Origin of the sequence: Hydrogenophaga intermedia, assembly GCF_023715105.1 — a bacterium.
Classification (GTDB): Bacteria; Pseudomonadota; Gammaproteobacteria; order Burkholderiales; family Burkholderiaceae_C; genus Hydrogenophaga; species Hydrogenophaga intermedia_A.
Genome location: NZ_JAMBNO010000007.1, coordinates 161,653 through 186,270, shown reverse-complemented (window position 1 = coordinate 186,270; position 24,618 = coordinate 161,653). Strand labels below are relative to the sequence as shown.

Sequence of the window (24,618 nt, the reverse complement as noted above, 5' to 3'; positions counted from 1 at the left end):
GCGCCACGAACCCACCACACCCGGGCAACCGAGGTCGCCCGAATTCTTCATGCCATCACGTCGCCGAGACGGTCTGGGTGTCCACGCGGACGCCCACACCCATGGTCGACGAGACGGCCAGCTTGCGCAGGTACACACCCTTGCTGGTGGCCGGCTTGGCCTTGTTCAGCGCATCGAGCAGCGCCAGCAGGTTGCCCTGCAGCTTCTCGGCGTCGAACGAGCGGCGGCCGATGGTGCCGTGCACGATGCCGGCCTTGTCGACGCGGAACTGAACCTGACCGGCCTTGGCGTTCTTCACCGCGGTCGCCACGTCGGGCGTCACGGTGCCGACCTTGGGGTTGGGCATCAGGCCACGGGGGCCGAGCACCTGACCCAGCGTACCGACCACGCGCATGGCGTCGGGCGAGGCGATGACCACATCGAAGTTGATGTTGCCAGCTTTCACCTCGGCGGCGAGGTCGTCCATGCCGACGATGTCGGCACCGGCTGCCTTGGCTTCCTCGGCCTTGGCGCCCTGGGCGAACACGGCCACGCGCTTGGTCTTGCCGGTGCCGTTGGGCATCACGACGGCACCACGCACCACCTGATCGGACTTCTTGGCGTCCACGCCGAGCTGGATCGCCACGTCGATGGATTCATCGAACTTGGCGGTCGCGCATTCCTTGACGATCTTGAGCGCTTCGGTCAGGGCGTACAGCTTGTTGCTGTCGACCTTGCCTTCGAAGGCTTTCTCTTTTTTGGTGAGCTTGGCCATTTACACGCCCTCCACGATCACACCCATCGAACGGGCAGAGCCGGCGATGGTCTTGACGGCTGCGTCGATGTCGGCAGCGGTCATGTCCTTCATCTTGGTCTTGGCGATTTCCTCGAGCTGGGCCCGGGTGATCTTGCCGACCTTGTTCTTGTTGGGCACCGAGGAGCCCTTGTCGAGCTTGATGGCCTTCTTGATCAAGGTGGTCGCCGGGGGCGTCTTGATGATGAAGGTGAAGCTCTTGTCCGCGAAGGCGGTGATCACCACGGGCAGCGGCAGACCGGGCTCGACGCCCTGGGTCTGGGCGTTGAACGCCTTGCAGAACTCCATGATGTTCAGGCCGCGCTGACCCAGCGCCGGACCGATCGGGGGGGAGGGGTTGGCCTTACCAGCTGGCACTTGCAGCTTGATGAAGCCGACGATTTTCTTCGCCATTTTTCAGCTCCTGCGAGTGCAAACGGTGGGTTTCATGCCACCTCCTCGCGGTTGGGGACCCGGTGTGAACAACAGCGCTGGCGTCGGGCCGACCCGCCAGCGCCTGGAAACGATCAGGTCTTCTCGACCTGGCTGAATTCGAGTTCGACGGGCGTGGCACGACCGAAGATGGTCACGGACACGCGCATCTTGTTCTTCTCGTAGTTGACTTCCTCGACCGTGCCGTTGAAGTCGGTGAACGGGCCCTCCTTGACGCGCACGTACTCGCCGACCACGAACTCGACCTTGTGGCGCGGCTTGTCCGTGCCTTCCTGCATCTGGCTGACGATCTTCTGGACGTCTTCCTCCGAGATCGGCACCGGACGGTTCTTGGCGCCACCGACGAAGCCCGTCACCTTGTTGGTGTGCTTGATCAGGTGCCAGGTGTCGTCGTCCATCACCATCTCCACCAGCACGTAGCCGGGGAAGAACTTGCGCTCGGTGGTGCGCTTCTGGCCGTTCTTGACCTCGACCACCTCCTCAGTGGGCACGAGGATGCGGCCGAACTTGTCCTGCATGCCGGCGCGGTTGATGCGCTCGATGATGTTGCGCTCAGCCGCCTTTTCCATGCCCGAATAGGCATGCACCACATACCAGCGCATGCCTTCGGCGGGAGCGGCTTGTGCCGCGGGCGTTTGTTGCTCGGTCATGGGATCAATTCCTCCAGCCCAGGATGAGGTCGTAGAACACCCATTCGAGGGTCTTGTCGGTCAGCCACAGGAACAAGGCCATCACCACCACGAACACGAAAACGTAGGCGGTCATCTGGATGGCTTCCTTGCGGGCGGGCCACACCACCTTCTTGACCTCTTTCCACGAATCGCGGCCGAAAGCGATCAGTTGCTTGCCGGACTCGGAAACGGCAAAGACGACCACCGCCACGACCAGGGCCGCGACCAGCGCGCCCCACTGCGCAAGCGCGCCGCGCCCGGCCAGCAGGTAGAAGGCCACGAAACCGCCCACGACCAGCGCCACGGCCAAGGCGAGCTTGGCTTTGTCGGCGCCGGAGGAAACGGTTTGAACGTCGGAGGAGGCCATGTGGATTCAGACAATGATTACAAAACGGCGCGTCCCGGACCAAAGGTCATGAGACACGCAAGCCCACCAGAGGTCTTGAGCGACTTCGGTGGGCTTGTGGTGCCACGAAACAGGTGAACTGATCGAGCGATGCGGTTCCTGTCAGGTGGCAGGGGCAGAGGGAATCGAACCCCCAACCTTCGGTTTTGGAGACCGACGCTCTGCCAATTGAGCTATACCCCTAAGCGGCTCTGTTGCCCTGGTTTCCCGGGGCGCTTACTCGATGATCTTGGCCACGACGCCGGCGCCGACGGTGCGGCCGCCTTCGCGGATGGCAAAGCGCAGGCCTTCTTCCATGGCGATCGGCGCGATCAGCTTGACGGTGATCGAGACGTTGTCGCCCGGCATCACCATCTCTTTGTCCTTGGGCAGCTCGATCGCACCCGTCACGTCCGTCGTGCGGAAGTAGAACTGCGGGCGGTAGTTGTTGAAGAACGGCGTGTGACGGCCGCCCTCGTCCTTGCTCAGCACGTACACCTCACCGGTGAAGTGCGTGTGCGGCTTGATCGAGCCGGGCTTGCACAGCACCTGGCCGCGCTGCACTTCTTCGCGCTTGGTGCCGCGCAGCAGGATACCCACGTTGTCACCGGCCTGGCCCTGGTCGAGCAGCTTGCGGAACATCTCCACGCCCGTGCAGGTGGTCTTTTGCGTGGCAGCAATGCCCACAATCTCGATTTCCTCGCCAACCTTGATGATGCCGCGCTCGATACGGCCGGTCACCACGGTGCCGCGACCCGAGATCGAGAACACATCTTCCACCGGCATCAGGAAGGCACCGTCCACCGCGCGCTCGGGCGTGGGGATGTAGCTGTCCAGCGCATCGGCCAGGCGCATGATCGCCTGCTCGCCCAGATCGCCCTTGTCGCCTTCGAGCGCCAGCTTGGCCGAGCCCTTGATGATCGGCGTGTCGTCGCCCGGGAATTCGTACTTGGAGAGCAGCTCGCGCACCTCCATCTCGACGAGCTCGAGCAGCTCGGCATCGTCCACCATGTCGCACTTGTTCAGGAACACGATGATGTAGGGCACGCCCACCTGGCGCGCCAGCAGGATGTGCTCGCGCGTCTGCGGCATCGGGCCGTCAGCGGCCGAGCACACCAGAATGGCACCGTCCATCTGGGCAGCACCGGTGATCATGTTCTTGACGTAGTCGGCGTGGCCCGGGCAGTCCACGTGCGCGTAGTGGCGGTTGGCCGTCTCGTACTCAACGTGCGCGGTGTTGATCGTGATGCCACGCGCTTTTTCTTCCGGAGCCGCGTCGATCTGGTCGTACGCCTTGGCCTGGCCGCCGAACTTCGTCGCCAGCACCGTCGTGATCGCCGCCGTCAGCGTCGTCTTGCCGTGGTCAACGTGACCAATGGTGCCCACGTTCACGTGCGGCTTGGTCCGCTCGAATTTCTCTTTTGCCATTTCTTCAGCTCCAAATACGAAATTGCCGAAACACCGATCAAGCAACTGGTGCCCATGGCGGGAATCGGACCCGCGACCTCTCCCTTACCAAGGGAGTGCTCTACCACTGAGCCACATGGGCAAAGCGCCGGGCCACGCCCGACGCCTGAATTCACACTTCAAACATCCGACCGCATGGAGCGGGAGACGGGAATCGAACCCGCGTCATCAGCTTGGAAGGCTGGGGTTCTACCATTGAACTACTCCCGCCCGGGCTGGCATGCCATTCGGATCGCCGCTTCATCGCGCTTGGTGGAGGAGGCTGGATTCGAACCAGCGTAGGCGTAAGCCAACAGATTTACAGTCTGCCCCCTTTAGCCACTCGGGCACCCCTCCGTAGCGCAGCCGGCGATTATGCCATGGAAAAGTGACCCGCCGCCAGTGCCCCCACGCAGGCCGTTACCAGTCGATCGGCGCGCGCCCTTGCTCGCGCAGCCAGTCGTTGACCGCGCCGAAGTGCCCGCACCCCAGAAACGGCGTCGGACCGCGTCGCGCCGACAGCGGTGAGGGGTGATTGGCCGCGAACACACGGTGCGGGGTGGCGATGCGTGCCGCCTTCTTCTGGGCATGGGCGCCCCAGAGCAGAAACGCTTTGGGCAATGGATTCCTTGTGACAACCTCGATCAAGGCGTCAGTGAGTACTTCCCAACCTTTGCCGGCATGGCTTGCTGGCTGACCGTCTTCCACGCTCAAGCATGTGTTGAGCAACAGCACGCCCTGCGCTGCCCAGTGCGCCAGAGAGCCGTGCAGGGGCGGCGCCAGGCCGAGGTCGCGCTGACGCTCGAGGAGGATGTTGCGCAGGCTGGGCGGGAAGCTCACCCCGGGCGCGACCGAGAAGGCCAGGCCCTCAGCCTGGCCGGGGCCGTGGTACGGATCCTGCCCGAGGATGATCACACGCACCGTTTCGGGCGGCGTGAGCGTGAGCGCGCGCAAAGGCTCGGGCGGATACACGGTGGCACCCTGCGCCAGCCGCGTGGCCAGGAAGTCGGTCAGCGATCGGCCATCGGAGGAGGCGAAGAAGGCATCGACCGTCGGCGCCCAGCCCGGCGCCACCGGCCAGCGCGCCGGATCGGCATGCGCGAGCTTCACGCGAACAGCTCGGCGAGCGCGAGTCCCGGCTCCTCGGCGCGCATGAAGGCCTCACCGACCAGGAAGGCGTTGACGCCGGCCGCACGCATGGTCTGCACGTCAGCGCGGGAAAGGATGCCGGATTCGGTGATCAGCAAACGATCGGCGGGCAGGTCGGGCAGCAGATCGAGCGTGGTGGCGAGCGACACCTCGAAGGTGCGCAGGTTGCGGTTGTTCACACCCACCAGCGGCGTCTTCAGCTTGAGCGCACGGTGCAGTTCGTCGCGATCGTGCACTTCCACCAGCACAGCCATGTCCAGCCCACGCGCGATGGCCTCGAATTCGGCCATCTGCGCATCGTCGAGGCAGGCGGCGATCAGCAAGATGGCGTCGGCGCCCATGGCGCGCGCCTCATAGACCTGATAGGGGTCGACCAGGAAGTCCTTGCGCAACACCGGCAGATCGCAACTCGCGCGCGCCTGCTTGAGGTAGTCGGCCGAGCCCTGGAAGTACTGGCGATCGGTCAGCACCGACAGGCAGGCAGCGCTCACCTTGCCGTCGCCCTCGGCGTAACTCTGCGCAATGTCGGCCGGGATGAAATCTTCGCGCAGCACGCCTTTGCTGGGGCTGGCCTTCTTCACCTCGGCAATCACCGCGGCCTGGCCAGCAGCGATCTTCGCGCGCAGCGCTCCCACGAAGTCACGGGTCAGCACGCGGCTTTCGGCGTCGGCGCGCATCGCCTCCAGGGGCGTTTTCTTCCTGGCGGCCGCCACCTCTTCCCGCTTGGTGGCCACGATCTTGTTGAGGATGTCGCTCATGCCCGCCCCCTCACGCGGCCACGAAGGCCTTGAGCTGCTCCAGCTTGGTCAGCGCCGCACCCGACTCGAGCGTGCGCCGGGCCAGCGCGATGCCGGCCTCCATGTCGGGCGCCACGTTGGCCGCATACAGCGCCACGCCGGCGTTGAGCACCACGATCTCGCTCGCCGCCTTGAGCGCCGGCTCGTCACGGCACTGAAGCACACCCAGCAGCATCTCGCGCGAGGCCTCGGGCGTCTCCACGCGCAGCGCGCGGCTGCCCGCCATGGTCATGCCGAAGTCCTCGGGGTGGATCTCGTACTCGACGATCTCGCCGTTCTTCAACTCGCCCACCATGGTGGCCGCGCCAAGCGAGACCTCGTCCATGCCGTCGCGGCCATAGACCACCACCGCGTGCTCGGCGCCCAGGCGCTGCAGCGCGCGCACCTGGATACCGACGAGGTCGGGGTGGAACACGCCCATGAGGATGTTGGGCGCCGAGGCCGGGTTGGTCAGCGGGCCCAGGATGTTGAAGATGGTCTTGATGCCGAGCTCGCGCCGCACCGGCGCCACGTTCTTCATGGCCGGGTGGTGGTTGGGCGCGAACATGAAGCCCACGCCCACCTGCTCGATGCAGCGCGCGATCTGCTCGGGCGTGAGGTTGATGTTGACGCCCAGGCTCTCCAGCACGTCGGCGCTGCCGCTCTTGCTGGAAACGCTGCGCCCGCCATGCTTGCTCACGCGCGCGCCGGCGGCGGCCGCCACGAACATGCTGCAGGTGGAGATGTTGAAGGTGTGCGAACCGTCGCCGCCGGTGCCCACGATGTCGACCAGGTGGGTCTTGTCGGCCACGTGCACCTTGGTCGAAAACTCGCGCATCACCTGCGCGGCGGCGGTGATCTCGCCGATGGTTTCTTTCTTGACGCGCAGGCCGGTGATGAGCGCGGCCATCATCACGGGCGACATCTCGCCGCCCATGATGAGGCGCATGAGGTGCAGCATCTCGTCGTGGAAGATCTCGCGGTGCTCGATCGTGCGCTGCAGCGCCTCTTGGGGCGTGATGTGGTGAACGCGTTGGACCATGGGTGTCTCCTCAGGGTTTTGTGGGGTGCTCGGCCAGCGCCAGGCGCAGACCGAAGCCGATGAACATCAGGCCGGCGATGCGGTCCATCCAGCCCATGGCGGCCTGAAGCACCTGCAGTCGCCGCGCGGCCCAGGCCGCGAGCCAGGCATAGCCCAGGTTGATGGGCAGCGAATTGACGTTGAACAGCACGCCCAGCAACAGGAAGGCCAGCGCCGGGTGTGCGGCGTCCGGCCGGATGAATTGCGGCACAAAGGCCAGGAAGAACAGCGCCACCTTGGGGTTGAGCACGTTGGTCAGGAAGCCGCGGCGCCAGACCAGCCACAGATCGGCTTCTGTCGCACGGGCGGCGTTCAGGTCGAGACGTCCGCCGCGTGAGAACAGCAACTTCACGCCCATCCACAGCAGGTAGGCGGCACCGATCCACTTGATCACCGTGAACGCTGTGGCCGAGGTGGCGAGCAGCGCGCTCAGACCCGCCGCGGCCGCGAAGACATGCACGAAGCAGCCGCTGACGATGCCCAGCGCCGCCACCATGCCGGCCCGCGCGCCGTGGCGCAGGCCGTGGCTCACGATGTAGAGCACGTCGGGCCCTGGCGTGAGGTTGAGCAGCCAGCCGGCCGCCATGAACAGGAGCAGTTGCGGCAAATCAGGCATGGCGGGCAGCGGCTCAGTAGACGGCGTGACCGCGCGTGCCTGCGGCGGTCTGGTGGGCGCCCCCGAAGAATCGGCGCGCGCTGGCCAGCGCGTGGTCGATGCCAGCGGCGTCCACCCCAAGGTGGGTCACGAAGCGCAGGCCGATCAGGCCGGTGGCGAGCACGCCATCGCGCTCCAGGTGCGCAAGCAGGTCCGGCCCACGGCCATCGGCCACGTCGACGAACACGATGTTGGTTTGCGCCGAGCGCACGCGCAGGCCGTCGATGCCGGCCAGGCCCTGCGCCAGCCGCTGCGCGAGCGCATGATCGTCGGCCAGTCGGTACACGTGGTTGTCCAGGGCGTGCGAGGCGGCGGCCGCCAGCAGGCCGGCCTGGCGCAAGCCACCGCCCACCATCTTGCGCCAGCGCCGCGCGCGCTCGATGAGTTCGCGCGGCCCGCACAGCGCCGAACCCACGGGCGCACCGAGTCCCTTGCTGAAGCACACCGACACGCTGTCGAAGCGGTCGGTGATGGCGCGCAGGGCAGCGAACACATCGCCACCCGGGCCGGCATCGGCCACGGCGGCGTTGAACACGCGCGCGCCGTCCAGGTGCAATGCCAGGCCGCGGCGGCGCGCGAGCGCCGTCATGTCGTCCAGGTAGGCCGCGGGCATGGGGTGCCCGTTCCAGGTGTTCTCCAGGCACAGCAGCCGCGTGCGCGCGAAGTGCGGGTCGTCGGGCTTGATTGCGGCTTCGACATCGGCCAGCTGCATGCGGCCCTGCGCGTCCTGCACCAGCGGCTGCGGCTGGATGCTGCCCAGCACCGCGGCGCCGCCGCCTTCGTAGCGGTAGGTGTGCGCGTTCTGGCCCACGATGTACTCGTCACCGCGGCCGCAGTGGGCCATCATGCCGCACAGATTGCTCTGCGTGCCGCTGCTCATGAACAGCGCCGCCTCCTTGCCGGTGAGCGCAGCGATCTTCGCCTGCAGCGCATTGACCGACGGGTCGTCGCCGAACACGTCATCGCCCAGCGGCGCGGCCATCATGGCCTCGCGCATGGCGGGCGTGGGTTGAGTGACGGTGTCGCTTCGCAAATCAACCGTTTTCATCCGGCCTGCTCCAGAAAGTTGCGCAACATCGCGTGGCCGTGCTCGGTCAGGATGCTCTCAGGGTGGAATTGCACGCCCTCGATGGCGAGCGTCCTGTGCTTCACGCCCATGATTTCGCCGTCGTCCGTCCAGGCCGTGACCTCCAGGTCGGCCGGGCAGTCGCTGCGACGGATCGCGAGCGAGTGGTAGCGGTTGACGGTGAAACGCGCGGGCAGGCCGGCGAACACGCCGCGCCGCGTGGTGGTGATCTCGCTCGTCTTGCCGTGCATGAGCTGCTGCGCGCGCACGATGGTGCCACCGAAGGCCGCGCCGATGCTCTGGTGGCCCAGGCACACGCCGAGGATGGGCAGCTTGCCCGCGAAATGGCGGATGGCCGGTACCGAGATGCCCGCCTCGGCCGGCGAGCACGGGCCGGGAGAGATCACCAGGCGGTCGATGCCGCCGGCGTCCAGGCGCGCCTGCAGCTCGTCCACGGTGACCTCGTCGTTGCGCACCACGGTCACGTCGGCCCCGAGTTCGCCCAGGTACTGCACGATGTTGAAGGTGAACGAGTCGTAGTTGTCCACCATGAGGACCCTGATACCGCTCATTCCAGCCCCTCCTCGACCAGTTCGGCCGCACGCAGCAGCGCGCGCGCCTTGTGCTCGGTCTCCCTCCACTCCATCTCGGGGACCGAGTCGGCCACCACCCCGGCAGCGGCCTGCACGTAGAGCGTCTGGTCCTTCACGATGGCGGTGCGGATGGCGATGGCCACGTCCATGTCGCCCGCGTAGCTGAGGTAGCCGCAGGCACCGCCATAGATGCCGCGCTTGACGGGTTCGAGCCGATCGATGAGCTCCATCGCGTGCACCTTGGGCGCACCGGTGAGCGTGCCCGCCGGAAAGGTGGCTTTGAGCACGTCCATGTTGGTCATGCCTTCGTTGAGGATGCCCTCGACGTTGCTCACGATGTGCATCACGTGGCTGTAGCGCTCCACCGCAAAGGCCTCGGTCACCTTCACGCTGCCGGTCTTGGCAATGCGGCCGATGTCGTTGCGCGCCAGGTCGATCAGCATCACGTGCTCGGCGCGCTCCTTGGGATCGTTGACCAGCTCGGACTCGGTGGCCTTGTCCTTCTCGGGCGTGGCGCCGCGGGGTCGGGTGCCCGCCAGCGGACGGATCGTCACCTTCTGCCCTTCGTCCGTGTGCTCCTGGCGCACCAGGATCTCCGGGCTCGCCCCCACCACGTGGAAGTCGCCGAAGTGGTAGTAATACATGTACGGCGAGGGGTTGAGCGAACGCAGCGCGCGGTAGAGCGACAGCGGGGACTCGGTGTAGCGCTTCTGGATGCGCTGACCCACCTGGACCTGCATGAAGTCACCGGCCGCGATGAGCTCCTTGGCGCGCTCCACAGCGGCCAGGTAGTCGGCCTTGGCAAAGCCGCGTTCGGCCGGGTAGGCCTGCGTGGCCTTCACCTGCGGCGCGCTCACCGAGTACTTGAGTGCCTCCTTGAGTTCACGCAGGCGCTTCTTCGCGTTGGTGAAGGCTTCGGGCTGGCCCGGGTCGGCGTAGACGATGAGGTAGAGCTTGCCCGAGAGGTTGTCGATGACCGCGAGCTCCTCGCACTGCAGCAGGAGGATGTCGGGGCAGCCCAGGGTGTCGGGCGGGCAGCTGTGCACGAGCTTTTTCTCGATGTGGCGCACCGCGTCGTAGCCGAAATAGCCGGCCAGGCCACCGCAAAAGCGCGGCAGGCCGGGACGCAGCGCGACCTTGAAGCGCTGCTGGTAGGCGGCGATGAAGTCGAGCGGGTTGCCGTGTGCCGTCTCGATGACGTCTCCGTCGCGCACCACCTCGGTTTTCGCGTCGGCGCCGAAGCCGCTGGCGCGCAGCAGCGTGCGCGCGGGCAAGCCGATGAAGCTGTAGCGGCCGAAGCGCTCGCCACCCACCACCGATTCGAGCAAGAAGCTGTGGCGACCGTCGCCACGGCCGTGGGCGAGCTTGAGGTAGAGGGAGAGCGGGGTCTCGAGGTCGGCGAAGGCCTCGAGCATCAACGGGATGCGGTTGTAGCCCTGCTGGGCCAGGCTCTTGAATTCCAGTTCCGTGATCATGTTCTGTCCATCCGTCCGGGGCCGCGGCGGTTCGGGGTGGGGTGACGCGGCCGGGGTTCCTGTCGGGCCGGCAAGGCGGGTTGCCGGCGGCTCTGGGCGGGCGTGGGGCCGAACGCAGGGTTCAGCCGTGGCCCGCAAGGGGGAGTTGCACGTTCAGGCTGGCTTGCGCCAGGGCCAGGCTCCCCCGCCGAAGTGGCGCGGCAGCAGGCCGTGGGTGAGCGTGCAGGGACGAAACATGGTGCGCGCACTATAGCAAAGGCATCGAAAACGCCATGCGGCGTGCATCCGGTCACGCGGCCAAGCTTTCGTTCTAGTGCGAAACCCGCTGTCCGGCCGCGGGTCAGGCTGGGACAATCGAAAAATCGAACGATCGTTCACTTTTTGAGGTAGCCATGCAGTTGAAGCTCGTGCGTGCGCTGGCCCTGGCCAGCGTTTTTCTTGCCTTCATGCCGGCGCGTGCAGCCACCGTGGACGTGGCCGGCGTGCCGCTGGAAGACCGCATCACCCTGTCGGGCAGCCCGCTGGTGCTCAACGGCGCGGGCGTGCGCTACAAGGCGGTGTTCCAGGTCTACACGGCCGGGCTCTATCTCACCGCGAAGGCCGCCACCACCGATGGTGTGCTGTCCGCCAATGGCCCCAAACGCATGACCATCACCATGCTGCGCGACATCGACGCTGGCGAGCTCGGCAAGCTGTTTTCTCGCGGCATGGAAGACAACATGGAGCGCGCCGCGTTCTCCAAGCTGATCCCGGGCGTGCTGCGCATGAGCCAGATCTTTGCCGACTACAAGAAGCTCAACAAGGGCGACACCTTCCACATCGACTGGGTGCCCGGTACAGGCACGGTGCTCACCATCCGCGGCAAGGTCGAGGGCGAGCCGTTCAAGGAGCCCGAGTTCTTCAACGCGCTGATGCGCATCTGGCTCGGCCCCAAGCCGGCCGACTGGCAGTTGAAGGATGCCTTGCTGGGCGTGAAGAAGCAGCCCTGAGGCGCCGGGCCAGCCGCGCGCTCAGGCGATGAGCGCGTCGAGTTCAGCCAGCGAGCCGATCAGGCGGTCGTGCGGCGCGCGATCGATCGGCTCGCCGTGGTTGTAGCCGTAGGTCACGAGCACCACCGGGCAGCCGGCCGCGCGCGCGGCCAGGCCGTCGTTCTGCGAGTCGCCCACCATCAAGGTAACTGCCGCGGGGGTGCCCAGCGCCTCGCAGGTCTTGCGCAGAGGCAACGGGTCGGGCTTCTGCCGCTCGAAGCTGTCGCCGCCGAAAACATGCGCGAAATGCCCCGCCAGCCCTTTGGCCTGCAGGAGCTCGCGCGCAAAGGCCAGCGGCTTGTTGGTCAGGCAGGCCAGCGTCAGGCCACGCGCGCGTAACGCCGCCAGCCCGCTGGCGACGCCGGGGTAGACCATGCTGTGTGCACCATTGATGGCGCGGTAGTGCGCCTGGTAGCGCGCCCACGCCGTGTCGAGCAGGGCAGCGGCTGCCGCGGCGTCGAGCCCGCCGTGCTGCAAGGCGGTGCGGATCAGGTGCATCGAACCCTTGCCCACCATGCGCTCGATGTCGGCGCGCGTCACCGCAGGTCGGTGCAGTTCACGCAAGGTGGCGTTGAGCGCTGCGTCGAAATCGCCCAGCGTGTCGACCATCGTGCCGTCGAGGTCGACGATGACCGCCTGAATGTTTGCGATCACTTCAGCGCCACGCGCATCTGGTCGATCACGGCCTTGTAGTCGGGCTTGCCGAAGATGGCGCTGCCAGCCACGAAGGTGTCGGCCCCCGCGTCGGCCACGCGGCGGATGTTGTCGGGCTTGATGCCGCCATCGACTTCCAGGCGGATGTCGCGCCCGCTGGCCTCGATGCGCTTTCGGGCCAGCTCGATCTTGCGCAGCGCCGAGTCGATGAAACCCTGGCCGCCGAAGCCGGGGTTGACGCTCATGATCAGGATCAGGTCGATGTCGTCGATCAGCCAGTCGAGCACGTCCAGCGGCGCCGCGGGGTTGAAGGTGAGGCCGGCCTTCACGCCACGGGCCTTGATCGCCTGCACGCTGCGGTGCACGTGGGTGCTCGCATCGGGGTGAAAGCTGATCAGGTCGGCGCCGGCATCGGCGAAGGCCTGCGCGAGCGCATCCACCGGTTGCACCATCAGGTGCACGTCGATCGGCACCGGCGTGCCGTCGGGCTTCTTCGCGTGCGGCTTGAGCGCCTGGCACACCATGGGCCCGAAGGTGAGGTTGGGCACGTAATGGTTATCCATCACGTCGAAATGGATCCAGTCGGCGCCGGCGGCGACAACGTGGCGGACCTCCTCGCCCAGGCGGGCGAAATCGGCCGAAAGGATGGACGGAGCGATGCGGAAGGTGGTCATGTCTTCGAGGCCTGTGGCCATTGGGCGATCACCTCGCATTGTCTCAGGCCACAGGTAACATCCCGCCATGCCCAAGTACCTCTTCGCCTGCAAGGCCGAGCCGCAGTACCTCAGCGAGCAGTCCGCCCCCGAGGAGGACCTCTACGCCTTCGCGTACACCATCACCATCACCAACGCTGGCGATGTGACGGCGCAGCTCATCGCGCGCCACTGGATCATCGAGGACGCGCACGGTCACACCGAGGAGGTCAAGGGCCTGGGCGTGGTGGGTCACCAGCCGCTGCTGCGCCCGGGCGAATCCTTCCAGTACACCAGCGGCACGCGGCTGCGCACACCCCAGGGCAGCATGCGCGGCAGCTTCTTCTGCGTGGCCGAAGACGGTGAGCGCTTCGAAGCCGAGGTGCCCGGGTTCGAACTGCGCGCGGCGAGCAGCGGCAACGGCGGCGCGCCGGTTCGCGTGCTGCACTGAGCCACCCGGCCGGAAACGGGTTCATGGATCTCCAGCGCCTGCTCGATACGCTGTCGCCCGACGCCGCCCTGGCCGAGCGGCACCTGTGGCTGATGGACGCGCTGAGCTGGGTGCGCGGCGACGTGCCGGATGTGGCCGCCAGCGTGGCCCGCGTGCGCGCCTTCCTGGATGCGATCGAAGCCGACGCGGCGCTGAAGGAGCGCTGGCACCGCTGGCTGCGCGCCTTCGTCGGCACGGTGGATCTGTCGCCGCTGCTGGCCGACTTCGGCTTCGCGCCGCGTACCGCTTTCCTCAGCGAGTTCGGCCACCGGCTGCGGCGCAAGATGCTGCCTGGCACTCCCGAGACGCGCGATCTCGCCGAGCTCTACACGCTGCTGCTGCCCACGCCGTTCGACGTGCGCTGGATCAAGGCGCTGGACTCGACCACGTTGCAGCGGCTGGCCAACTCGCTGCCCGAGCGTGCCGGTGCGGTGTGGAGCGACGCGCTGATGGACGCGTTGACCTGTTGCGTGAGCCAGGTCAGTGCCACCGGCTTCGCGTCCGAGATCCGCATCCGCATGTCCGATGAGGCGCGCGCAGCGCGCCCTTTCCACGAGCTGCCCACCACCTTCGAGGCGCTGCGGCGCGAGGTGCGCGTGCATGGACCGCGCAGCGAGGAAGCAGCGCAAGCCGCGCAGCGCCTGCGCGAGCAGCTCGACGCCTGCCGCCAGGCGGCCTACACCGTCTACCACCACCTGGAGGAGCACGGCGTCTCGGTGGGCATCGTGTTTCGCCTGCGCCAGTTGCGCGAGCGCATCGTGCGCATCAAGCAATTGCTGGACTGCCTGCAGGCCGACGAATCGGGCCGCGCCAATGCCGCGCTGCTGGCCGACCTTGCGCAGGTGGGTATCGAGAACCGCAGCGTGCGAGCGCTCATCGCGAGCAGTTCGCACCTCACCGCGGCCAAGGTGGCCGAGCGCAGCGCCGAGAGCGGCGAGCACTACATCACCCGCAACGCAGCCGAGTACCGCGCCATGCTGGGCAAGGCGGCGGGCGGCGGCTTCGTGCTGGCCTTCACCACCTGGATCAAGTTCGGGCTGGTGGGCCTGGGCTTGTCGGCGTTCTGGGGCGGCTTCGCGGCCGGCCTCAACTACGCCAGCTGCTTCGTGCTCATCATGCTGCTGCGCTGGACGGTGGCCACCAAGCAGCCCGCCGTCACGGCCCCCGCCATGGTGGCCAAGCTCAAGGACATCAAGGCCACCGGTGCGGTGCGCCGTTTCGTCGATGAGGTCTCGCATCTGTTCCGTTCGCAGATCGCGGCCATCGTCGGCAACATCGGCTTGGTGGTGCCCACGGTGCTGCTCATCAGCAGCCTGCTGTACTTCGCGAGGGGCAGCGCCATGATCGGCCCCGAGAAGGCCATGCACGTGCTGCACGAGCTGCACCTGCTCGGGCCGACGCTTTTCTTTGCCGCCTTCACCGGCGTGCTGCTGTTTGCCAGCAGCATCATCGCGGGCTGGGTCGAGAACTGGTTCGTGCTGCACAAGCTGGACTCGGCGATCGCGAACAACCCGCGTTTCACGAACACCCTGGGGCGCGGGCGCGCCGCGCGCTGGGCGACCTGGCTGCGCACCAACATCTCCGGCCTGGCGGCCAACATCTCGCTGGGTTTCATGCTTGGCCTGGTGCCGGTGTTCGCGCAGTTCTTCGGCCTCGGGCTGGACGTTCGCCACGTCACGCTTTCGGCCGGGCAACTCACGGCCGCGGCCTTTGCGCTCGGACCCGAGGTGCTGCGCCAGCCCGACTTCTGGTGGGCGGCGGCCGCGGTGCTGCTCATCGGCCCGCTCAACCTCACGGTGAGCTTCTACCTGGCGTTCCGCCTGGCGCTGCAGGCGCAGGCCATCAGCAGCGTCAACCGCAAGCTCATCGGCGCGGCCATCCGCCGCCGCCTGCGGGCGGCACCGCTGTCCTTCCTGCGACCCCCGCGCGCACAGCCCGAGGCTGCGGCCCAGCCCGATGGCCATGGGTGAGTTCGAGCTCATCGCACGCCATTTCACGCGCCCATCCTTGCCCGACAGCGCGGTCGTGCTGGGCGTCGGCGACGACGGCGCGCTGCTGCAACCGACGCCCGGGCACCAGCTCGTCATCAGCACCGACATGCTGGTCGAGGGCCGGCATTTCTTCGCCGGCGCCGAGCCCGAAACGCTGGGCCACAAGGCGCTTGCGGTCAACCTGTCCGACCTCGCGGCCATGGGTGCGCGTCCGCTGGGCTTCACCCTCGCGCTCGCGCTGCCCGTGGCTGACGACGCGTGGCTCGCTGCCTTCGCACGCGGCCTGTTCGCGCTGGCCGATGCACACGGCTGCCCGCTGGTGGGCGGCGACACCACGCGCGGCCCGCTCAACCTGTGCATCACCGTGTTCGGGGAGGTGCGGCCCGGCCGTGCGCTGCGCCGCGACGCCGCGCACGCCGGCGACGAACTCTGGCTCAGCGGCTGTACCGGCGAAGCGCGGCTGGCGCTGGCGCTGCGCCGCGGCGAGGCATGGGCCACGGGCGATGTGGCCGCCGTGGCCGACCGCATGGACCGCCCCACCCCGCGGCTGGCGCTGGGCCAGGCGCTCGCCGCCACACCCGGCGTGCACGCCGCGCTGGACGTGAGCGACGGCCTGCTCGGCGACCTTGGCCACATCCTGCGCGCCAGCCACCTGGGCGCCGAGATCGATCTCTCCAGCATCCCGGTGGCGCCTGCACTGCGCGGGCTCGCGCCCGAACACCAGCGCGACTGCCTGCTCGCCGGGGGCGACGACTACGAACTGCTGTTCACCGCGGAGGCCGCCGCGCACGACGCGGTGCTGGCCGCTGGCCGCATGGCGGGTGTGGCCGTCACACGCATTGGGCGGCTCACCTTGGAGCAAGGCTTGCACGTGCGGGACGCGCAGGGCCAGGCGATCCACGCGACAGTGCGTGGCTTTGATCATTTCGCGGACTGAGGCGATTCAGCCACCAACGCGCGCAGCACCTCGCCAGCTTGACGCCCACCCAGGCGTCGCGCGCTCACCCACAAGAAGCGCCCCGCGGGGGCCTCGGCGGCGTCGGCCTCGGCGGTGGCGCGGTCGGTCCGCTCGTCCACCAGCACCACCACGCGCTGCAGGTGCGCGGCGCGCGCAAGCACGCCGAGCTCGTGGCGGCAGCCGGCGTTGCGGGCCTGGAAGCCGCGCAGATCCATCAGCACGGTGTCCGCGCGTTGCACCAGCACGGCCAGCGCCGCCTGCCAGGTGTTGTCGTGGCAGTAGCACTCGTTGACGCGGTAGCGGCCGTCGGGGTCGGGGTCGAGATCGAAGGCGCGTGCGCGCCCGGCCAGGTCGGCGTCGCCGGCGACGAAACGCTCGTGGAGACGCCCGTCGAGGAAGGTGAACACGTCATCGGGGTCGATCGTGCGGCTGAGCAGGTCGGTGCCGGCGATGAGCAAGGTGTTGCCAAGGAGGCGCCAGCGTTCGATCACCCGGTCGAACAGGGTCTGCACGGCCGCGTCCTGCTGGAACACGCGCAGCACCAGCAGGGTGGGCGGTGGCACGCGTGGCGCGAGCCAGCCGCGCAGTGCCCATTGCGCCAGCGGCAGCCACAACCAGGGCAACAAGGTCACCAGCCCGATCCAGCCCACGCCCTGCAGCGAGGGCAGCGCACTGGCCGCGAGCACCACCGCCCAGTACGCGGCCACCAGATAACCCAGGTCCGAAAAACGCTTGCGGCGGTAAGCCTGCGCCAGCGCACGCGCCAGCCACCACGCCGGCCAGGCCAGCGCGACCCAGGGCAGCAGCGCGATCACCAGCAGCGCCGGCCACACGCCCAGCATCTGCACCAGCGCGATCACCCACGCGGGTGGATCCTTCACACCGTCGAGCTGCCAGAGCTGGATGCCGATGGTGCCAGCCGCCAGCAGCAGGCCCAGCGGCAGCAGGTACGGCGCGATGGCGCGGATGCGCGGGCTGGCGCCGATGAGCAGCGTGACCGCGGTCGGGATCAGCACCAGCCCGGCCAGCCAGCCGGCGGTGCTGGCCAGCGGCCGCGGTTCGATGGAACGCCACTGCACCAACAACAGCATGAGCAGCAGGTACACGCCCACCGCCACCCAGGTGCGTGCCCAGGACCAGCGGCGCGCCAACCCCCAGGTGAGCACCAGCGGCCACGCATAGACCAGACCCAGGGTGACGGCGCGGCCGGGCGAGAGCAGGCCTTCGCCGTAGAGGAACAACAGCGCCAGCATGCTGTGGCTCAGGCCGATGAGCAGGCCCACCGCGGCCAGCACCACCAACTGCCGGCCTTCGGCCGCACGCAGCGCTGCGGCATCGGGCAGCACCGTACGGCGCGTGGCCCGCGACGGCGCGGGCAGCGGCCCGTCCGCGGCGTCGATGCGCGGGGCGGGCGAGGAGCGCATCAGCGCCAGCATGCGACGCCGGTAGCGCGTGGCCACCCCCCACGATGCCACCGCCGACAGCAGCACGCCGAGCATCAGCGCGGTGAGGATGGCTCCGGTGTTCATGGTGAACTCCCTGCCTGGGCACAGGCCCCCGGCAGTATCGAGCGCCCCCTATGATCCGGCAATGGCTTCCGCCCCGCTTGTCTCCCCCAACTGGCGATTCCTGTTCGCGCACCCGGCGCATTTCATCGCGCTGGGCGCGGGCGCCGGTCTTTCCAGTGTGGCGCCCGGCACCGCGGGCACGCTGTGGGCCTGGGTGGCCTGGCTGGTGCTGCAGCCGCTGTTGCCGCACGAGGCCTGGGGCCTGCTGATCGCCAGCGCCACGCTGGTGGGCTGGTGGGCCTGCACCGTCACCGCGCAGCACCTGGGGGTGGCCGATTCGGGCCACATCGTGTGGGACGAGGTGGTCGCGTTTTGGCTCGTGCTCTGGCTCATTGCGCCGAGCGGCTTCTGGGGCCAACTCGCTGCATTCGCGCTGTTCCGCCTGTTCGATGCGGTCAAGCTGGGCCCCATGGCCTGGGCCGACCGCACGTTCAAGGGCTTCGGCCCACGCGGCGGCTTCGGCATCCTGCTCGACGACTTCGCCGCCGCGCTGTGCACCTTGCTGGTGATCGCGCTCTGGCGTTTCTGAGGCATCGATGACGATGGACCCTGCACTGCTCGCGCTGATCGGCCAACTGGCGCAACGCCTGCGCGAGCGGGGCTGGATGATGGCCAGCGCCGAGAGCTGCACCGGTGGCCTCATCGCGGGCGCCTGCACCGAACTCAGCGGCTCGAGCGACTGGTTCGAGCGCGGCTTCGTGACCTATTCCAACCGCGCCAAGACGGAGTTGCTGGGCGTGGACGCCGCGCTCATCGACGACCATGGGGCGGTGAGCGAGCCGGTGGCGCGCGCCATGGCCGTGGGCGCGGTGGAGCGCTCGGGCGCGCGCTGCGCGGTGGCCGTGACGGGTGTGGCCGGGCCCACGGGCGGCACGCCCGACAAGCCGGTGGGCACGGTCTGGTTCGGCTGGTGCACGCCGGCCGGGATCTTCACCGAACGCCAGCGCTTCAATGGCGACCGCGCAGCGGTGCGCCGCGCCAGCGTGGTGCACGCACTGGGCGGGCTGCTGCAGCGCCTGCCCTGACCCGCACGTCGTGGCCGAACCGTTCAAGAATTTCATCAACGCCGGCACTGCGCGACACGCGGCGCAGCACCTGCGCCGCGCCTGGCGCGGCTTCGATGCGGCGCGCTTCGAAGCGCTGGTGTGCGATGGCCTGGACGCACTCGAGTTCAAGGCGCGCGCGCTGCGCTGGGCCGACGCGCTGCAGGCCACCCTGCCCGATGACTTCGACCGCGCCTGCGGCGTCATCGAGACCGCGCTGGCGCCGCCGTTGGCACTCGACGCCGACGGCGAGCCGGTGGGCCTGCAAGGCGCGCTGCACCCGCAAGGCATCGCGGGCTGGGCGCTGTGGGGCACCGGCGAATGGGTGGCACGGCACGGCCAGCCCGCACCGCAACGCGCCCTGGCCTGCCTGCACGCGATCACGCAGCGCTTCACCGGCGAGTTCGCGATCCGCCCCTTCATCGCGCAGCAACCCGACGTGGTCTGGCCGGTGCTGCAGCGCTGGGCACAGGACCCGAGCGCGCACGTGAGGCGCCTGGCCAGCGAAGGCAGCCGCCCGCGCCTGCCCTGGGGCCTGCGCCTGCAGTTGCTGGTGGTCGACCCGGCACCCACCCTGCCTCTGCTGCGCGTGCTGCAGGACGACCCCAGTGCCTACGTGCGCCGCAGCGTGGCCAACCACCTCAACGACATCGCCAAAGACCACCCAGCGCTGGTGGCCGGCTGGGTGCGCGAACACCGCGTGGGGGCGAACGCACAGCGCGAGGCGCTGCTGCGCCACGCCAGTCGCAGCCTCATCAAGGCAGGCCACGAGGACACGCTCGCGGCCTGGGGGTTGTCTCGCGGTTTCGCGGGCGAGGCCACGGTCACCGTCGCGCCCGCGCGCGTGGCGGTGGGTGGCGCGGTGGTCATCGAGGCCGTGCTGCACGCCCGCGCGCGGCACAAGCAGACTCTGGTGGTGGACTACGCGGTGCACCACGTCAAGGCCAACGGCAGCACATCGCCCAAGGTGTTCAAGGGCTGGAAGCTTGAACTCGCACAGGACGAGGTTCGCACCCTGCGCAAGACGCACTCGTTGCGCGAGGTGACCACGCGGCGCCTGTATCCCGGACGCCACCGGGTGGAGCTGCTCGTCAACGGCGTGGCGGTGGCCGAGGCCGCGTTCGACCTCGTCACCTGATCCGCGCCTTCGTCAGGCCTTCATCACGTGCGCGGCCACACCGCGGCGCGGTGCCGGCCCGATGGACGGCCCGTACCCGAGCCGCGCCCACATCTGCACCGTGTGGCGCGGTGCCGATGCGCCCAGACGCTCATGGATCTCGCGGTATGGCGCGGCCATTTCGGGGTACTCCTGCAGGGCCTGCGAGATCGGCTGCATCGCCAGGCCCTGCGCCGTGGCCGCCAACTGTGCACGCACCCAGGCACGACCGGCATTGACCTGCGTGATGCGGTCATTGCCTTCGCTGACCAGCCAGTAGAAGGCCGATGTGGCAGCGATCTTCGCGTTGAAGTCGTCGATCTGCCCGGTGGTGGCCGTGTCGTCGGGCCCGGGCGCCACGCTGCGGTCGAACAGGCCAGTGGCCACCAGCAGGCGCACCATCGGATCGTTGAGCGAGATGCCGTCGCGGTGCTCGGCGATTTCGCGCGGGCCCACGCGCAACACCTTGAACGATTCGAGCACGGTGCGTGGCGTGGTGAGCTCGATGCGCCAGGCCTCGCGCGCGATGCGGCGCTGGTGCTCGATGGCTTCGGCGTCTGCGCTGGTGACGAAGCCGGTGCGCATGGGATAAGCGGCTGTGCTGGCAGCAATCGCCCGCAGTGCGTCGGGCGATGGCACACGCGGTTCGTACGCCTCGCGGTTGGTGTGGCGCCGGAACACCTGCGCGAACAGCGGATCGCGCGCCACCGCGGCGTCGGGCACGAGGCGGATGCGCGCGGTCGGCCGGTCGTCCAGCGTGGTGGGGCCGAACACGCCTTCAGGAAACAGCGCGATCTCGGCGCGCAGGCCCTTCTCGCGCGCCGCCTGGTCCAGCAGCTCGAGGAAGGTGCCCTGGCTCATCAGCATCTGGCGCGAGAACGGGTCGGTCTCGGGCAGCAGGCGCGTGCGATCGATGCGCAGCGTGATCTGGTCGGGCACCGACAGGTCCACCAGCCAGCTCTGCAGGTTGTGCGAATGCGGCGCAAGGATGGCGTGCGCGAGGATCCAGCGTCGCACGTCGGGCTCGTCGCCCGGGCCGCGCCAGGCGGCGATGGCGGCATCGGGCAGCGCGCTGCTGCACCCGGCGATGGTGGTGGCGGTGGCGGCGGTGATGACACCCCCGCCAGCGATGCGAAGGAAGGAACGGCGGTTCATGGTGGGCTCCGGTGGGTGGCGATGGGGTCATTGTGGGAACGCGTGCCCCCATCCACAATTGACGAACCGCAAACACCAGCCATGCAGAAATGAATGAGACGGGCTTCAACTGGACGCTGATCCGCTCCTTCCTGGCGGCGCTGGACCAGGGCAGCCTGATGGGCGCAGCGCGCGCGCTGGGCATGCACCAGCCCACGCTGGGCCGGCACATTGCCGAGCTGGAGCAGCAACTTGGACTCACGCTGTTCGAGCGCACCGGCCGCGGCCTGCTGCCCACGCCCGACGCGCTGCGCCTGGCCGACGCCGCGCGCGGCATGGCCACCGCGGCCGACCAGCTCGCGCGACAGGCCAGCGGCGCGCAGCGCAGTGCACCGGGTTCGGTGCGGCTGAGCGCGAGCCAGCCCGTGGCCTGCCTGCTGCTGCCGCCGCTGCTGGCGCAGCTGCGCGCGCAGCAGCCGCAGATCCAGATCGAGCTGGTGGTGAGCAACGCGGTGAGCAACCTGCTGCAGCGCGAGGCCGACATCGCGATCCGCATGGTGCGCCCGGAGCAGGGCTCGCTGGTGAGCCGCAAGCTGGGTCAGGTGACCATTGGCGCCTACGCGCACCGCGACTACCTGCGCCGCCGCGGCACGCCACGCCAGCCGGCCGACCTGCTGCAGCACGAGCTGATCGGCAACGACCGCCAGACGGACATCGTGCGCGGCTTCGCCGGCATGGGCTACCGGCTCGCGCGCGAGCAGTTCGCGCTGCGCACCGACGACCTCATCGCCTACCACGCGCTGGTACTCGCCGGCGCCGGCGTGGGCTTTCTGCCGCACTACATGGCGCGCCACCACCCCGAGTTGGTGCCGCTGCTCACCGCGCTGCCGATCCCGCCGCTGCCGATGTGGCTCGCGGTGCACCGAGAGATCCGCAGCAACCCGCGCATCCGCACCGTGTGGGACGCCCTCGCTGCGGCACTGCCCGAGGCCCTGGCCTGAAATCACCCACGCGTCACACCCCGCTCCTATACTGGCTGGCCCTTCAACGCCAACGGGAGATGACCATGGGTTTCTTCAGCACTATCCTCGACAAGCTGGGCCTGTCCAAAGCAGAAGCCGCCACGCCGGCGGCCACTGCACCGGCCCCAACGGCGGCACCCGCGCCCGCCAGCGCTGCGGCCCCCGCGAGCGCACCGGCCGCACCCGTCGTCAACCCCATCGCCATGGTCGACGTCGTGGCCCTGATGGAAGCGAAGGCCAAGGCCAACCCGCAGAAGCTGAACTGGCGCACGTCCATCGTCGACCTGCTCAAGCTGCTCGACATGGACAGCAGCCTGCAGGCGCGCAAGGAACTGGCCAAGGAGCTCTACTGCCCGGACGAGCTCATGAACGACTCGGCGAAGATGAACGTGTGGCTGCACAAGAACGTGCTCGCCCACATCGCGGCCAACGGCGGCAACATACCCAAGGAATTGCTGGATTGAGACAACACCCCATGATCCGCGTCCACCACCTGAACCACTCGCGCTCACAGCGCGTGCTCTGGCTGCTCGAAGAACTCGGCGTGCCTTACGAGATCGTGCGCTACGAGCGCGACCGCAAGACCATGCTGGCGCCGCCCGAGCTCAAGAAGGTGCACCCGTTGGGCAAGTCGCCGGTGGTCACCGACGGCCCGCTGGTGCTGGCCGAGTCGGGCGCGATCATCGAGACGCTGGTGGAGCGCCACGGGCCGCAGCTTCGCCCTTCACCGGACACCCCTGCGTTCCTGCGCTACCGCTACTGGCTGCACTACGCCGAGGGCTCGCTGATGCCGCCGTTGCTGCTCAAGCTGGTGTTCGACGAGATCGAGAAGAAGTCGCCGCTGCTGGTACGCCCGGTGGCCAAGGGCATCTCGGCACAGGTGAAGAAGCTGCTGATCACGCCCAACCTGCGGCAACACCTGGATTTTCTGGAGGCCGAACTGGCCGAGGGCCCGTGGTTCGCGGGCAAGGCCTTCAGTGCGGCCGATGTGCAGATGAGCTTCCCGATCGAAGCGGCGGCGGCGCGCGCCGGACTGGATGCCAGCCGGCCGCGCCTGATGGCATGGCTGGAGCGCATTCACGGCCGCCCGGCCTACCAGCGCGCGCTCGACAAGGGCGGGCCGTTCGAGATCCCTGGTTGAAGCGAGATGCTGCGCGCCTCAGGCGCCGTGGCACTTCTTGAACTTCTTGCCGCTGCCGCACCAGCACGGGTCGTTGCGGCCCGGGGTGGCCGCCTGGCGCAGCGGCGCCACGCGCGGGCCCAGGCTGTGCCAGATGCGATGCAGGTCGTACACCGCCCAGATTGCGGCCGCGAAGTCATCGAGGCGCTGCTCGCTCACGCTGGGGGTTGACTGCTCGTCGTGCAGGTTGACCGCGGGCTTGCCCTTGTCGTCCTGCGTGAGCACGTCGATGCTGTCCAGCGCGTCCTCGATCCACTGCGCGGTCTCGCGATCGCGCGGCAGCGCCCACTCCTCGTCCCACTGCTCCACAACGAACAGAAAACCCAGTGCCCACACCTGGCCGTACGAGGGCACCGGCAGATCGGCGGGCGGGCGCTCGGCCTCGGGCAGCGCAGCGAGCGCGCCGCGCACGTCCATCACCTCGGGGTGGTAGCTGCGTTCGTCGTCGAGCGCCTCCACCTCGGTGGTCAGTGCCTGGCGGACTTCCGCCTCGCGCCGCTGCCACAGGGCCATGAAGCGCTCGTAGGCCGCGGTGTTCGGGAAATGGGTACCGCCATCCTGGGGCAGCGTGGGCAGGTCGGCGGTGCCCAGCAGCAGCGGCAACCACTCGGCGGGCGCCACCGGTCGGCGGGTGCAGACCAAGGCGGCCATGGCGCCTTCGAGGAACTCCCACTCGGGCACTTCCTCATCGCGCTTGCGCAGCTCATCGAGCAGCGCGTCGAGTTCGTCGAATTCGGCACCGCTGAGCGGCACGTCGGTTTCTGGGCTCATGGGGCGGGCGGCCTGCGGGCCGCAAAAGGCCGGCAGTGTAGCCGCGTGCCGCCCGTGCCGCGCGTCAGTGGTGCAGGCGCGAGTCGGCTTCGGCAGCCCCGAAAGCCAGCGAGGCCAGTGCGGTGGGCGCGGGCGACACGGGTTCGTGTGGTGTGCCGGTGGCCTCGCGCGGTGCGGCCTGCGCGCCGCGCCAGGCGTCCTGCAGCAACTGCCAGGCACGCGGCGCCACCTTCATCGCATCGGGTTCGTCCATCAGGATGGGGAACATTGCGGACTCCTTGCATGGCAGGCGAGTCGAGGCCCGGTCCGCGCTGCCTGCCCCGCGCGGTGGGTGGTGTGAGGCCATTGTTCGCCTGTACAACACCCTCGCCAATAATGCTCATGCAGCATTTCGCACCGCCTGTCCGAC

General features: G+C 68.5%; 28 protein-coding genes and 4 tRNA genes. 10 read left to right on the top strand and 22 right to left on the bottom strand.

What is annotated here, in order from left to right:
* Positions 1–55: 55 nt before the first annotated feature.
* From rplA to trpE, 16 genes are all read right to left on the bottom strand, one after another.
* Positions 56–754, bottom strand: coding sequence for a 50S ribosomal protein L1 (gene rplA, locus M3149_RS08650; protein WP_251708899.1), 699 nt, complete (start codon positions 752–754; stop codon positions 56–58).
* Positions 755–1,186, bottom strand: a complete 432-nt coding sequence (rplK, locus tag M3149_RS08645; protein ID WP_009516208.1) for a 50S ribosomal protein L11 — start codon at positions 1,184–1,186, stop codon at positions 755–757.
* A 113-nt stretch (positions 1,187–1,299) separates the two neighbouring features.
* Positions 1,300–1,875 carry a transcription termination/antitermination protein NusG gene (nusG, locus tag M3149_RS08640; protein ID WP_251708898.1) on the bottom strand — a complete coding sequence of 192 codons (576 nt, stop codon included), beginning with the start codon at positions 1,873–1,875 and terminating at the stop codon, positions 1,300–1,302.
* A 4-nt stretch (positions 1,876–1,879) separates the two neighbouring features.
* Positions 1,880–2,263, bottom strand: a complete 384-nt coding sequence (secE, locus tag M3149_RS08635) for a preprotein translocase subunit SecE (protein WP_251708897.1) — start codon at positions 2,261–2,263, stop codon at positions 1,880–1,882.
* Between the two features lie 146 nt (positions 2,264–2,409).
* Positions 2,410–2,485, bottom strand: a tRNA-Trp gene (locus tag M3149_RS08630).
* Positions 2,486–2,518: 33 nt separating this feature from the next.
* On the bottom strand, positions 2,519–3,709 hold the full coding sequence (tuf, locus tag M3149_RS08625; RefSeq protein ID WP_251708356.1) for an elongation factor Tu: 1,191 nt from the start codon (positions 3,707–3,709) through the stop codon (positions 2,519–2,521).
* 46 nt (positions 3,710–3,755) lie between these two features.
* Positions 3,756–3,830, bottom strand: a tRNA-Thr gene (locus M3149_RS08620).
* A gap of 54 nt (positions 3,831–3,884) precedes the next feature.
* Positions 3,885–3,958, bottom strand: a tRNA-Gly gene (locus M3149_RS08615).
* A gap of 40 nt (positions 3,959–3,998) precedes the next feature.
* A tRNA-Tyr gene (locus tag M3149_RS08610) sits at positions 3,999–4,084 on the bottom strand.
* 63 nt (positions 4,085–4,147) lie between these two features.
* Positions 4,148–4,837 carry a uracil-DNA glycosylase gene (locus tag M3149_RS08605; protein ID WP_251708896.1) on the bottom strand — a complete coding sequence of 230 codons (690 nt, stop codon included), beginning with the start codon at positions 4,835–4,837 and terminating at the stop codon, positions 4,148–4,150.
* Positions 4,834–5,634, bottom strand: coding sequence for an indole-3-glycerol phosphate synthase TrpC (gene trpC, locus M3149_RS08600; protein WP_251708895.1), 801 nt, complete (start codon positions 5,632–5,634; stop codon positions 4,834–4,836). The genes M3149_RS08605 and trpC overlap by 4 nt, the downstream gene beginning before the upstream one ends.
* Before the next feature lie 10 nt (positions 5,635–5,644).
* Positions 5,645–6,694 carry an anthranilate phosphoribosyltransferase gene (gene trpD, locus M3149_RS08595; protein WP_251708894.1) on the bottom strand — a complete coding sequence of 350 codons (1,050 nt, stop codon included), beginning with the start codon at positions 6,692–6,694 and terminating at the stop codon, positions 5,645–5,647.
* A gap of 10 nt (positions 6,695–6,704) precedes the next feature.
* The gene (locus M3149_RS08590) at positions 6,705–7,349 is read right to left on the bottom strand and encodes a LysE family translocator (RefSeq protein ID WP_251708893.1); all 645 of its coding nucleotides are present in this window, start codon (positions 7,347–7,349) and stop codon (positions 6,705–6,707) included.
* Positions 7,350–7,362: 13 nt separating this feature from the next.
* Positions 7,363–8,436: a low-specificity L-threonine aldolase gene (ltaE, locus tag M3149_RS08585; protein ID WP_251708892.1), complete on the bottom strand. Its 1,074-nt coding sequence runs from the start codon at positions 8,434–8,436 to the stop codon at positions 7,363–7,365.
* Positions 8,433–9,026: an anthranilate synthase component II gene (locus M3149_RS08580; protein ID WP_251708891.1), complete on the bottom strand. Its 594-nt coding sequence runs from the start codon at positions 9,024–9,026 to the stop codon at positions 8,433–8,435. The genes ltaE and M3149_RS08580 overlap by 4 nt, the downstream gene beginning before the upstream one ends.
* Positions 9,023–10,522 (bottom strand): anthranilate synthase component I, encoded by a 1,500-nt coding sequence (trpE, locus tag M3149_RS08575; protein ID WP_251708890.1) that lies wholly within the window; start codon positions 10,520–10,522, stop codon positions 9,023–9,025. Before trpE ends, M3149_RS08580 begins: the two co-directional genes overlap by 4 nt.
* 392 nt (positions 10,523–10,914) lie before the next feature.
* On the opposite strand from trpE, the gene M3149_RS08570 reads away from it, so the two are divergent.
* Positions 10,915–11,511: a chalcone isomerase family protein gene (locus tag M3149_RS08570; protein WP_435370732.1), complete on the top strand. Its 597-nt coding sequence runs from the start codon at positions 10,915–10,917 to the stop codon at positions 11,509–11,511.
* Between the two features lie 21 nt (positions 11,512–11,532).
* Here the strand turns inward: M3149_RS08570 and M3149_RS08565 are convergent, their stop codons facing one another.
* Entirely contained in the window at positions 11,533–12,204 is a 672-nt protein-coding gene (locus M3149_RS08565; protein ID WP_353056807.1) for a phosphoglycolate phosphatase, read from the bottom strand.
* Positions 12,201–12,878: a ribulose-phosphate 3-epimerase gene (gene rpe / locus M3149_RS08560; RefSeq protein ID WP_251708889.1), complete on the bottom strand. Its 678-nt coding sequence runs from the start codon at positions 12,876–12,878 to the stop codon at positions 12,201–12,203. Before rpe ends, M3149_RS08565 begins: the two co-directional genes overlap by 4 nt.
* Positions 12,879–12,945: 67 nt before the next feature.
* Between rpe and apaG the strand changes: the two genes are divergently transcribed.
* The 3 genes from apaG to thiL are packed head-to-tail and all read left to right on the top strand — an operon-like array spanning position 12,946 to position 16,314.
* Entirely contained in the window at positions 12,946–13,347 is a 402-nt protein-coding gene (gene apaG, locus M3149_RS08555; RefSeq protein ID WP_251708888.1) for a Co2+/Mg2+ efflux protein ApaG, read from the top strand.
* A 23-nt stretch (positions 13,348–13,370) separates the two neighbouring features.
* On the top strand, positions 13,371–15,356 hold the full coding sequence (locus M3149_RS08550; RefSeq protein ID WP_251708887.1) for a site-specific recombinase: 1,986 nt from the start codon (positions 13,371–13,373) through the stop codon (positions 15,354–15,356).
* A complete protein-coding gene (gene thiL, locus M3149_RS08545) occupies positions 15,349–16,314 on the top strand; it encodes a thiamine-phosphate kinase (RefSeq protein ID WP_251708886.1) in 966 nt (321 codons plus the stop codon). Before M3149_RS08550 ends, thiL begins: the two co-directional genes overlap by 8 nt.
* Here the strand turns inward: thiL and M3149_RS08540 are convergent.
* Positions 16,299–17,864, bottom strand: coding sequence for a hypothetical protein (locus M3149_RS08540; RefSeq protein WP_251708885.1), 1,566 nt, complete (start codon positions 17,862–17,864; stop codon positions 16,299–16,301). The two genes, thiL and M3149_RS08540, sit on opposite strands and share 16 nt — an antisense overlap.
* A gap of 61 nt (positions 17,865–17,925) precedes the next feature.
* Here M3149_RS08540 and M3149_RS08535 point away from each other — a divergent pair, with 61 nt between their 5' ends.
* From M3149_RS08535 to M3149_RS08525, 3 genes are read left to right on the top strand one after another with little or no spacing between them, the layout of a single operon-like run.
* Complete coding sequence (locus M3149_RS08535; RefSeq protein ID WP_251708884.1) at positions 17,926–18,432, top strand: phosphatidylglycerophosphatase A family protein; 507 nt, start codon at positions 17,926–17,928, stop codon at positions 18,430–18,432.
* Between the two features lie 7 nt (positions 18,433–18,439).
* Entirely contained in the window at positions 18,440–18,928 is a 489-nt protein-coding gene (locus tag M3149_RS08530) for a CinA family protein (protein WP_251708883.1), read from the top strand.
* Between the two features lie 10 nt (positions 18,929–18,938).
* On the top strand, positions 18,939–20,084 hold the full coding sequence (locus M3149_RS08525) for a DNA alkylation repair protein (protein ID WP_251708882.1): 1,146 nt from the start codon (positions 18,939–18,941) through the stop codon (positions 20,082–20,084).
* A gap of 12 nt (positions 20,085–20,096) precedes the next feature.
* Here M3149_RS08525 and M3149_RS08520 read toward each other — a convergent pair whose 3' ends face one another.
* Positions 20,097–21,257, bottom strand: coding sequence for an Acg family FMN-binding oxidoreductase (locus M3149_RS08520; RefSeq protein WP_251708881.1), 1,161 nt, complete (start codon positions 21,255–21,257; stop codon positions 20,097–20,099).
* 89 nt (positions 21,258–21,346) lie between these two features.
* Here M3149_RS08520 and M3149_RS08515 point away from each other — a divergent pair, with 89 nt between their 5' ends.
* The 3 genes from M3149_RS08515 (at position 21,347) to M3149_RS08505 (ending at position 23,399) form a co-directional block, all read left to right on the top strand.
* Positions 21,347–22,237: a LysR family transcriptional regulator gene (locus M3149_RS08515; RefSeq protein ID WP_251708880.1), complete on the top strand. Its 891-nt coding sequence runs from the start codon at positions 21,347–21,349 to the stop codon at positions 22,235–22,237.
* 65 nt (positions 22,238–22,302) lie between these two features.
* On the top strand, positions 22,303–22,722 hold the full coding sequence (locus tag M3149_RS08510; protein WP_251708879.1) for a DUF3597 domain-containing protein: 420 nt from the start codon (positions 22,303–22,305) through the stop codon (positions 22,720–22,722).
* Positions 22,723–22,733: 11 nt separating this feature from the next.
* Positions 22,734–23,399, top strand: a complete 666-nt coding sequence (locus M3149_RS08505) for a glutathione S-transferase family protein (protein WP_251708878.1) — start codon at positions 22,734–22,736, stop codon at positions 23,397–23,399.
* An 18-nt stretch (positions 23,400–23,417) separates the two neighbouring features.
* Here M3149_RS08505 and M3149_RS08500 read toward each other — a convergent pair whose 3' ends face one another.
* Positions 23,418–24,209: a UPF0149 family protein gene (locus M3149_RS08500; protein ID WP_251708877.1), complete on the bottom strand. Its 792-nt coding sequence runs from the start codon at positions 24,207–24,209 to the stop codon at positions 23,418–23,420.
* Positions 24,210–24,273: 64 nt separating this feature from the next.
* Positions 24,274–24,477, bottom strand: a complete 204-nt coding sequence (locus M3149_RS08495) for a hypothetical protein (protein WP_251708876.1) — start codon at positions 24,475–24,477, stop codon at positions 24,274–24,276.
* Positions 24,478–24,618 lie beyond the last annotated feature (141 nt).

What these genes read in the sequence shown, in the direction of transcription:
- rplA (WP_251708899.1), bottom strand. Translation starts at nt 754, where the DNA reads ATGGCCAAGCTCACCAAAAAAGAGAAAGCCTTCGAAGGCAAGGTCGAC.
- rplK (WP_009516208.1), bottom strand. Translation starts at nt 1,186, where the DNA reads ATGGCGAAGAAAATCGTCGGCTTCATCAAGCTGCAAGTGCCAGCTGGT.
- nusG (WP_251708898.1), bottom strand. Translation starts at nt 1,875, where the DNA reads ATGACCGAGCAACAAACGCCCGCGGCACAAGCCGCTCCCGCCGAAGGC.
- secE (WP_251708897.1), bottom strand. Translation starts at nt 2,263, where the DNA reads ATGGCCTCCTCCGACGTTCAAACCGTTTCCTCCGGCGCCGACAAAGCC.
- tuf (WP_251708356.1), bottom strand. Translation starts at nt 3,709, where the DNA reads ATGGCAAAAGAGAAATTCGAGCGGACCAAGCCGCACGTGAACGTGGGC.
- trpC (WP_251708895.1), bottom strand. Translation starts at nt 5,634, where the DNA reads ATGAGCGACATCCTCAACAAGATCGTGGCCACCAAGCGGGAAGAGGTG.
- trpD (WP_251708894.1), bottom strand. Translation starts at nt 6,694, where the DNA reads ATGGTCCAACGCGTTCACCACATCACGCCCCAAGAGGCGCTGCAGCGC.
- M3149_RS08590 (WP_251708893.1), bottom strand. Translation starts at nt 7,349, where the DNA reads ATGCCTGATTTGCCGCAACTGCTCCTGTTCATGGCGGCCGGCTGGCTG.
- ltaE (WP_251708892.1), bottom strand. Translation starts at nt 8,436, where the DNA reads ATGAAAACGGTTGATTTGCGAAGCGACACCGTCACTCAACCCACGCCC.
- M3149_RS08580 (WP_251708891.1), bottom strand. Translation starts at nt 9,026, where the DNA reads ATGAGCGGTATCAGGGTCCTCATGGTGGACAACTACGACTCGTTCACC.
- trpE (WP_251708890.1), bottom strand. Translation starts at nt 10,522, where the DNA reads ATGATCACGGAACTGGAATTCAAGAGCCTGGCCCAGCAGGGCTACAAC.
- M3149_RS08570 (WP_435370732.1), top strand. Translation starts at nt 10,915, where the DNA reads ATGCAGTTGAAGCTCGTGCGTGCGCTGGCCCTGGCCAGCGTTTTTCTT.
- rpe (WP_251708889.1), bottom strand. Translation starts at nt 12,878, where the DNA reads ATGACCACCTTCCGCATCGCTCCGTCCATCCTTTCGGCCGATTTCGCC.
- apaG (WP_251708888.1), top strand. Translation starts at nt 12,946, where the DNA reads ATGCCCAAGTACCTCTTCGCCTGCAAGGCCGAGCCGCAGTACCTCAGC.
- M3149_RS08550 (WP_251708887.1), top strand. Translation starts at nt 13,371, where the DNA reads ATGGATCTCCAGCGCCTGCTCGATACGCTGTCGCCCGACGCCGCCCTG.
- thiL (WP_251708886.1), top strand. Translation starts at nt 15,349, where the DNA reads ATGGGTGAGTTCGAGCTCATCGCACGCCATTTCACGCGCCCATCCTTG.
- M3149_RS08540 (WP_251708885.1), bottom strand. Translation starts at nt 17,864, where the DNA reads ATGAACACCGGAGCCATCCTCACCGCGCTGATGCTCGGCGTGCTGCTG.
- M3149_RS08535 (WP_251708884.1), top strand. Translation starts at nt 17,926, where the DNA reads ATGGCTTCCGCCCCGCTTGTCTCCCCCAACTGGCGATTCCTGTTCGCG.
- M3149_RS08530 (WP_251708883.1), top strand. Translation starts at nt 18,440, where the DNA reads ATGACGATGGACCCTGCACTGCTCGCGCTGATCGGCCAACTGGCGCAA.
- M3149_RS08520 (WP_251708881.1), bottom strand. Translation starts at nt 21,257, where the DNA reads ATGAACCGCCGTTCCTTCCTTCGCATCGCTGGCGGGGGTGTCATCACC.
- M3149_RS08515 (WP_251708880.1), top strand. Translation starts at nt 21,347, where the DNA reads ATGAATGAGACGGGCTTCAACTGGACGCTGATCCGCTCCTTCCTGGCG.
- M3149_RS08510 (WP_251708879.1), top strand. Translation starts at nt 22,303, where the DNA reads ATGGGTTTCTTCAGCACTATCCTCGACAAGCTGGGCCTGTCCAAAGCA.
- M3149_RS08505 (WP_251708878.1), top strand. Translation starts at nt 22,734, where the DNA reads ATGATCCGCGTCCACCACCTGAACCACTCGCGCTCACAGCGCGTGCTC.
- M3149_RS08500 (WP_251708877.1), bottom strand. Translation starts at nt 24,209, where the DNA reads ATGAGCCCAGAAACCGACGTGCCGCTCAGCGGTGCCGAATTCGACGAA.
- M3149_RS08495 (WP_251708876.1), bottom strand. Translation starts at nt 24,477, where the DNA reads ATGTTCCCCATCCTGATGGACGAACCCGATGCGATGAAGGTGGCGCCG.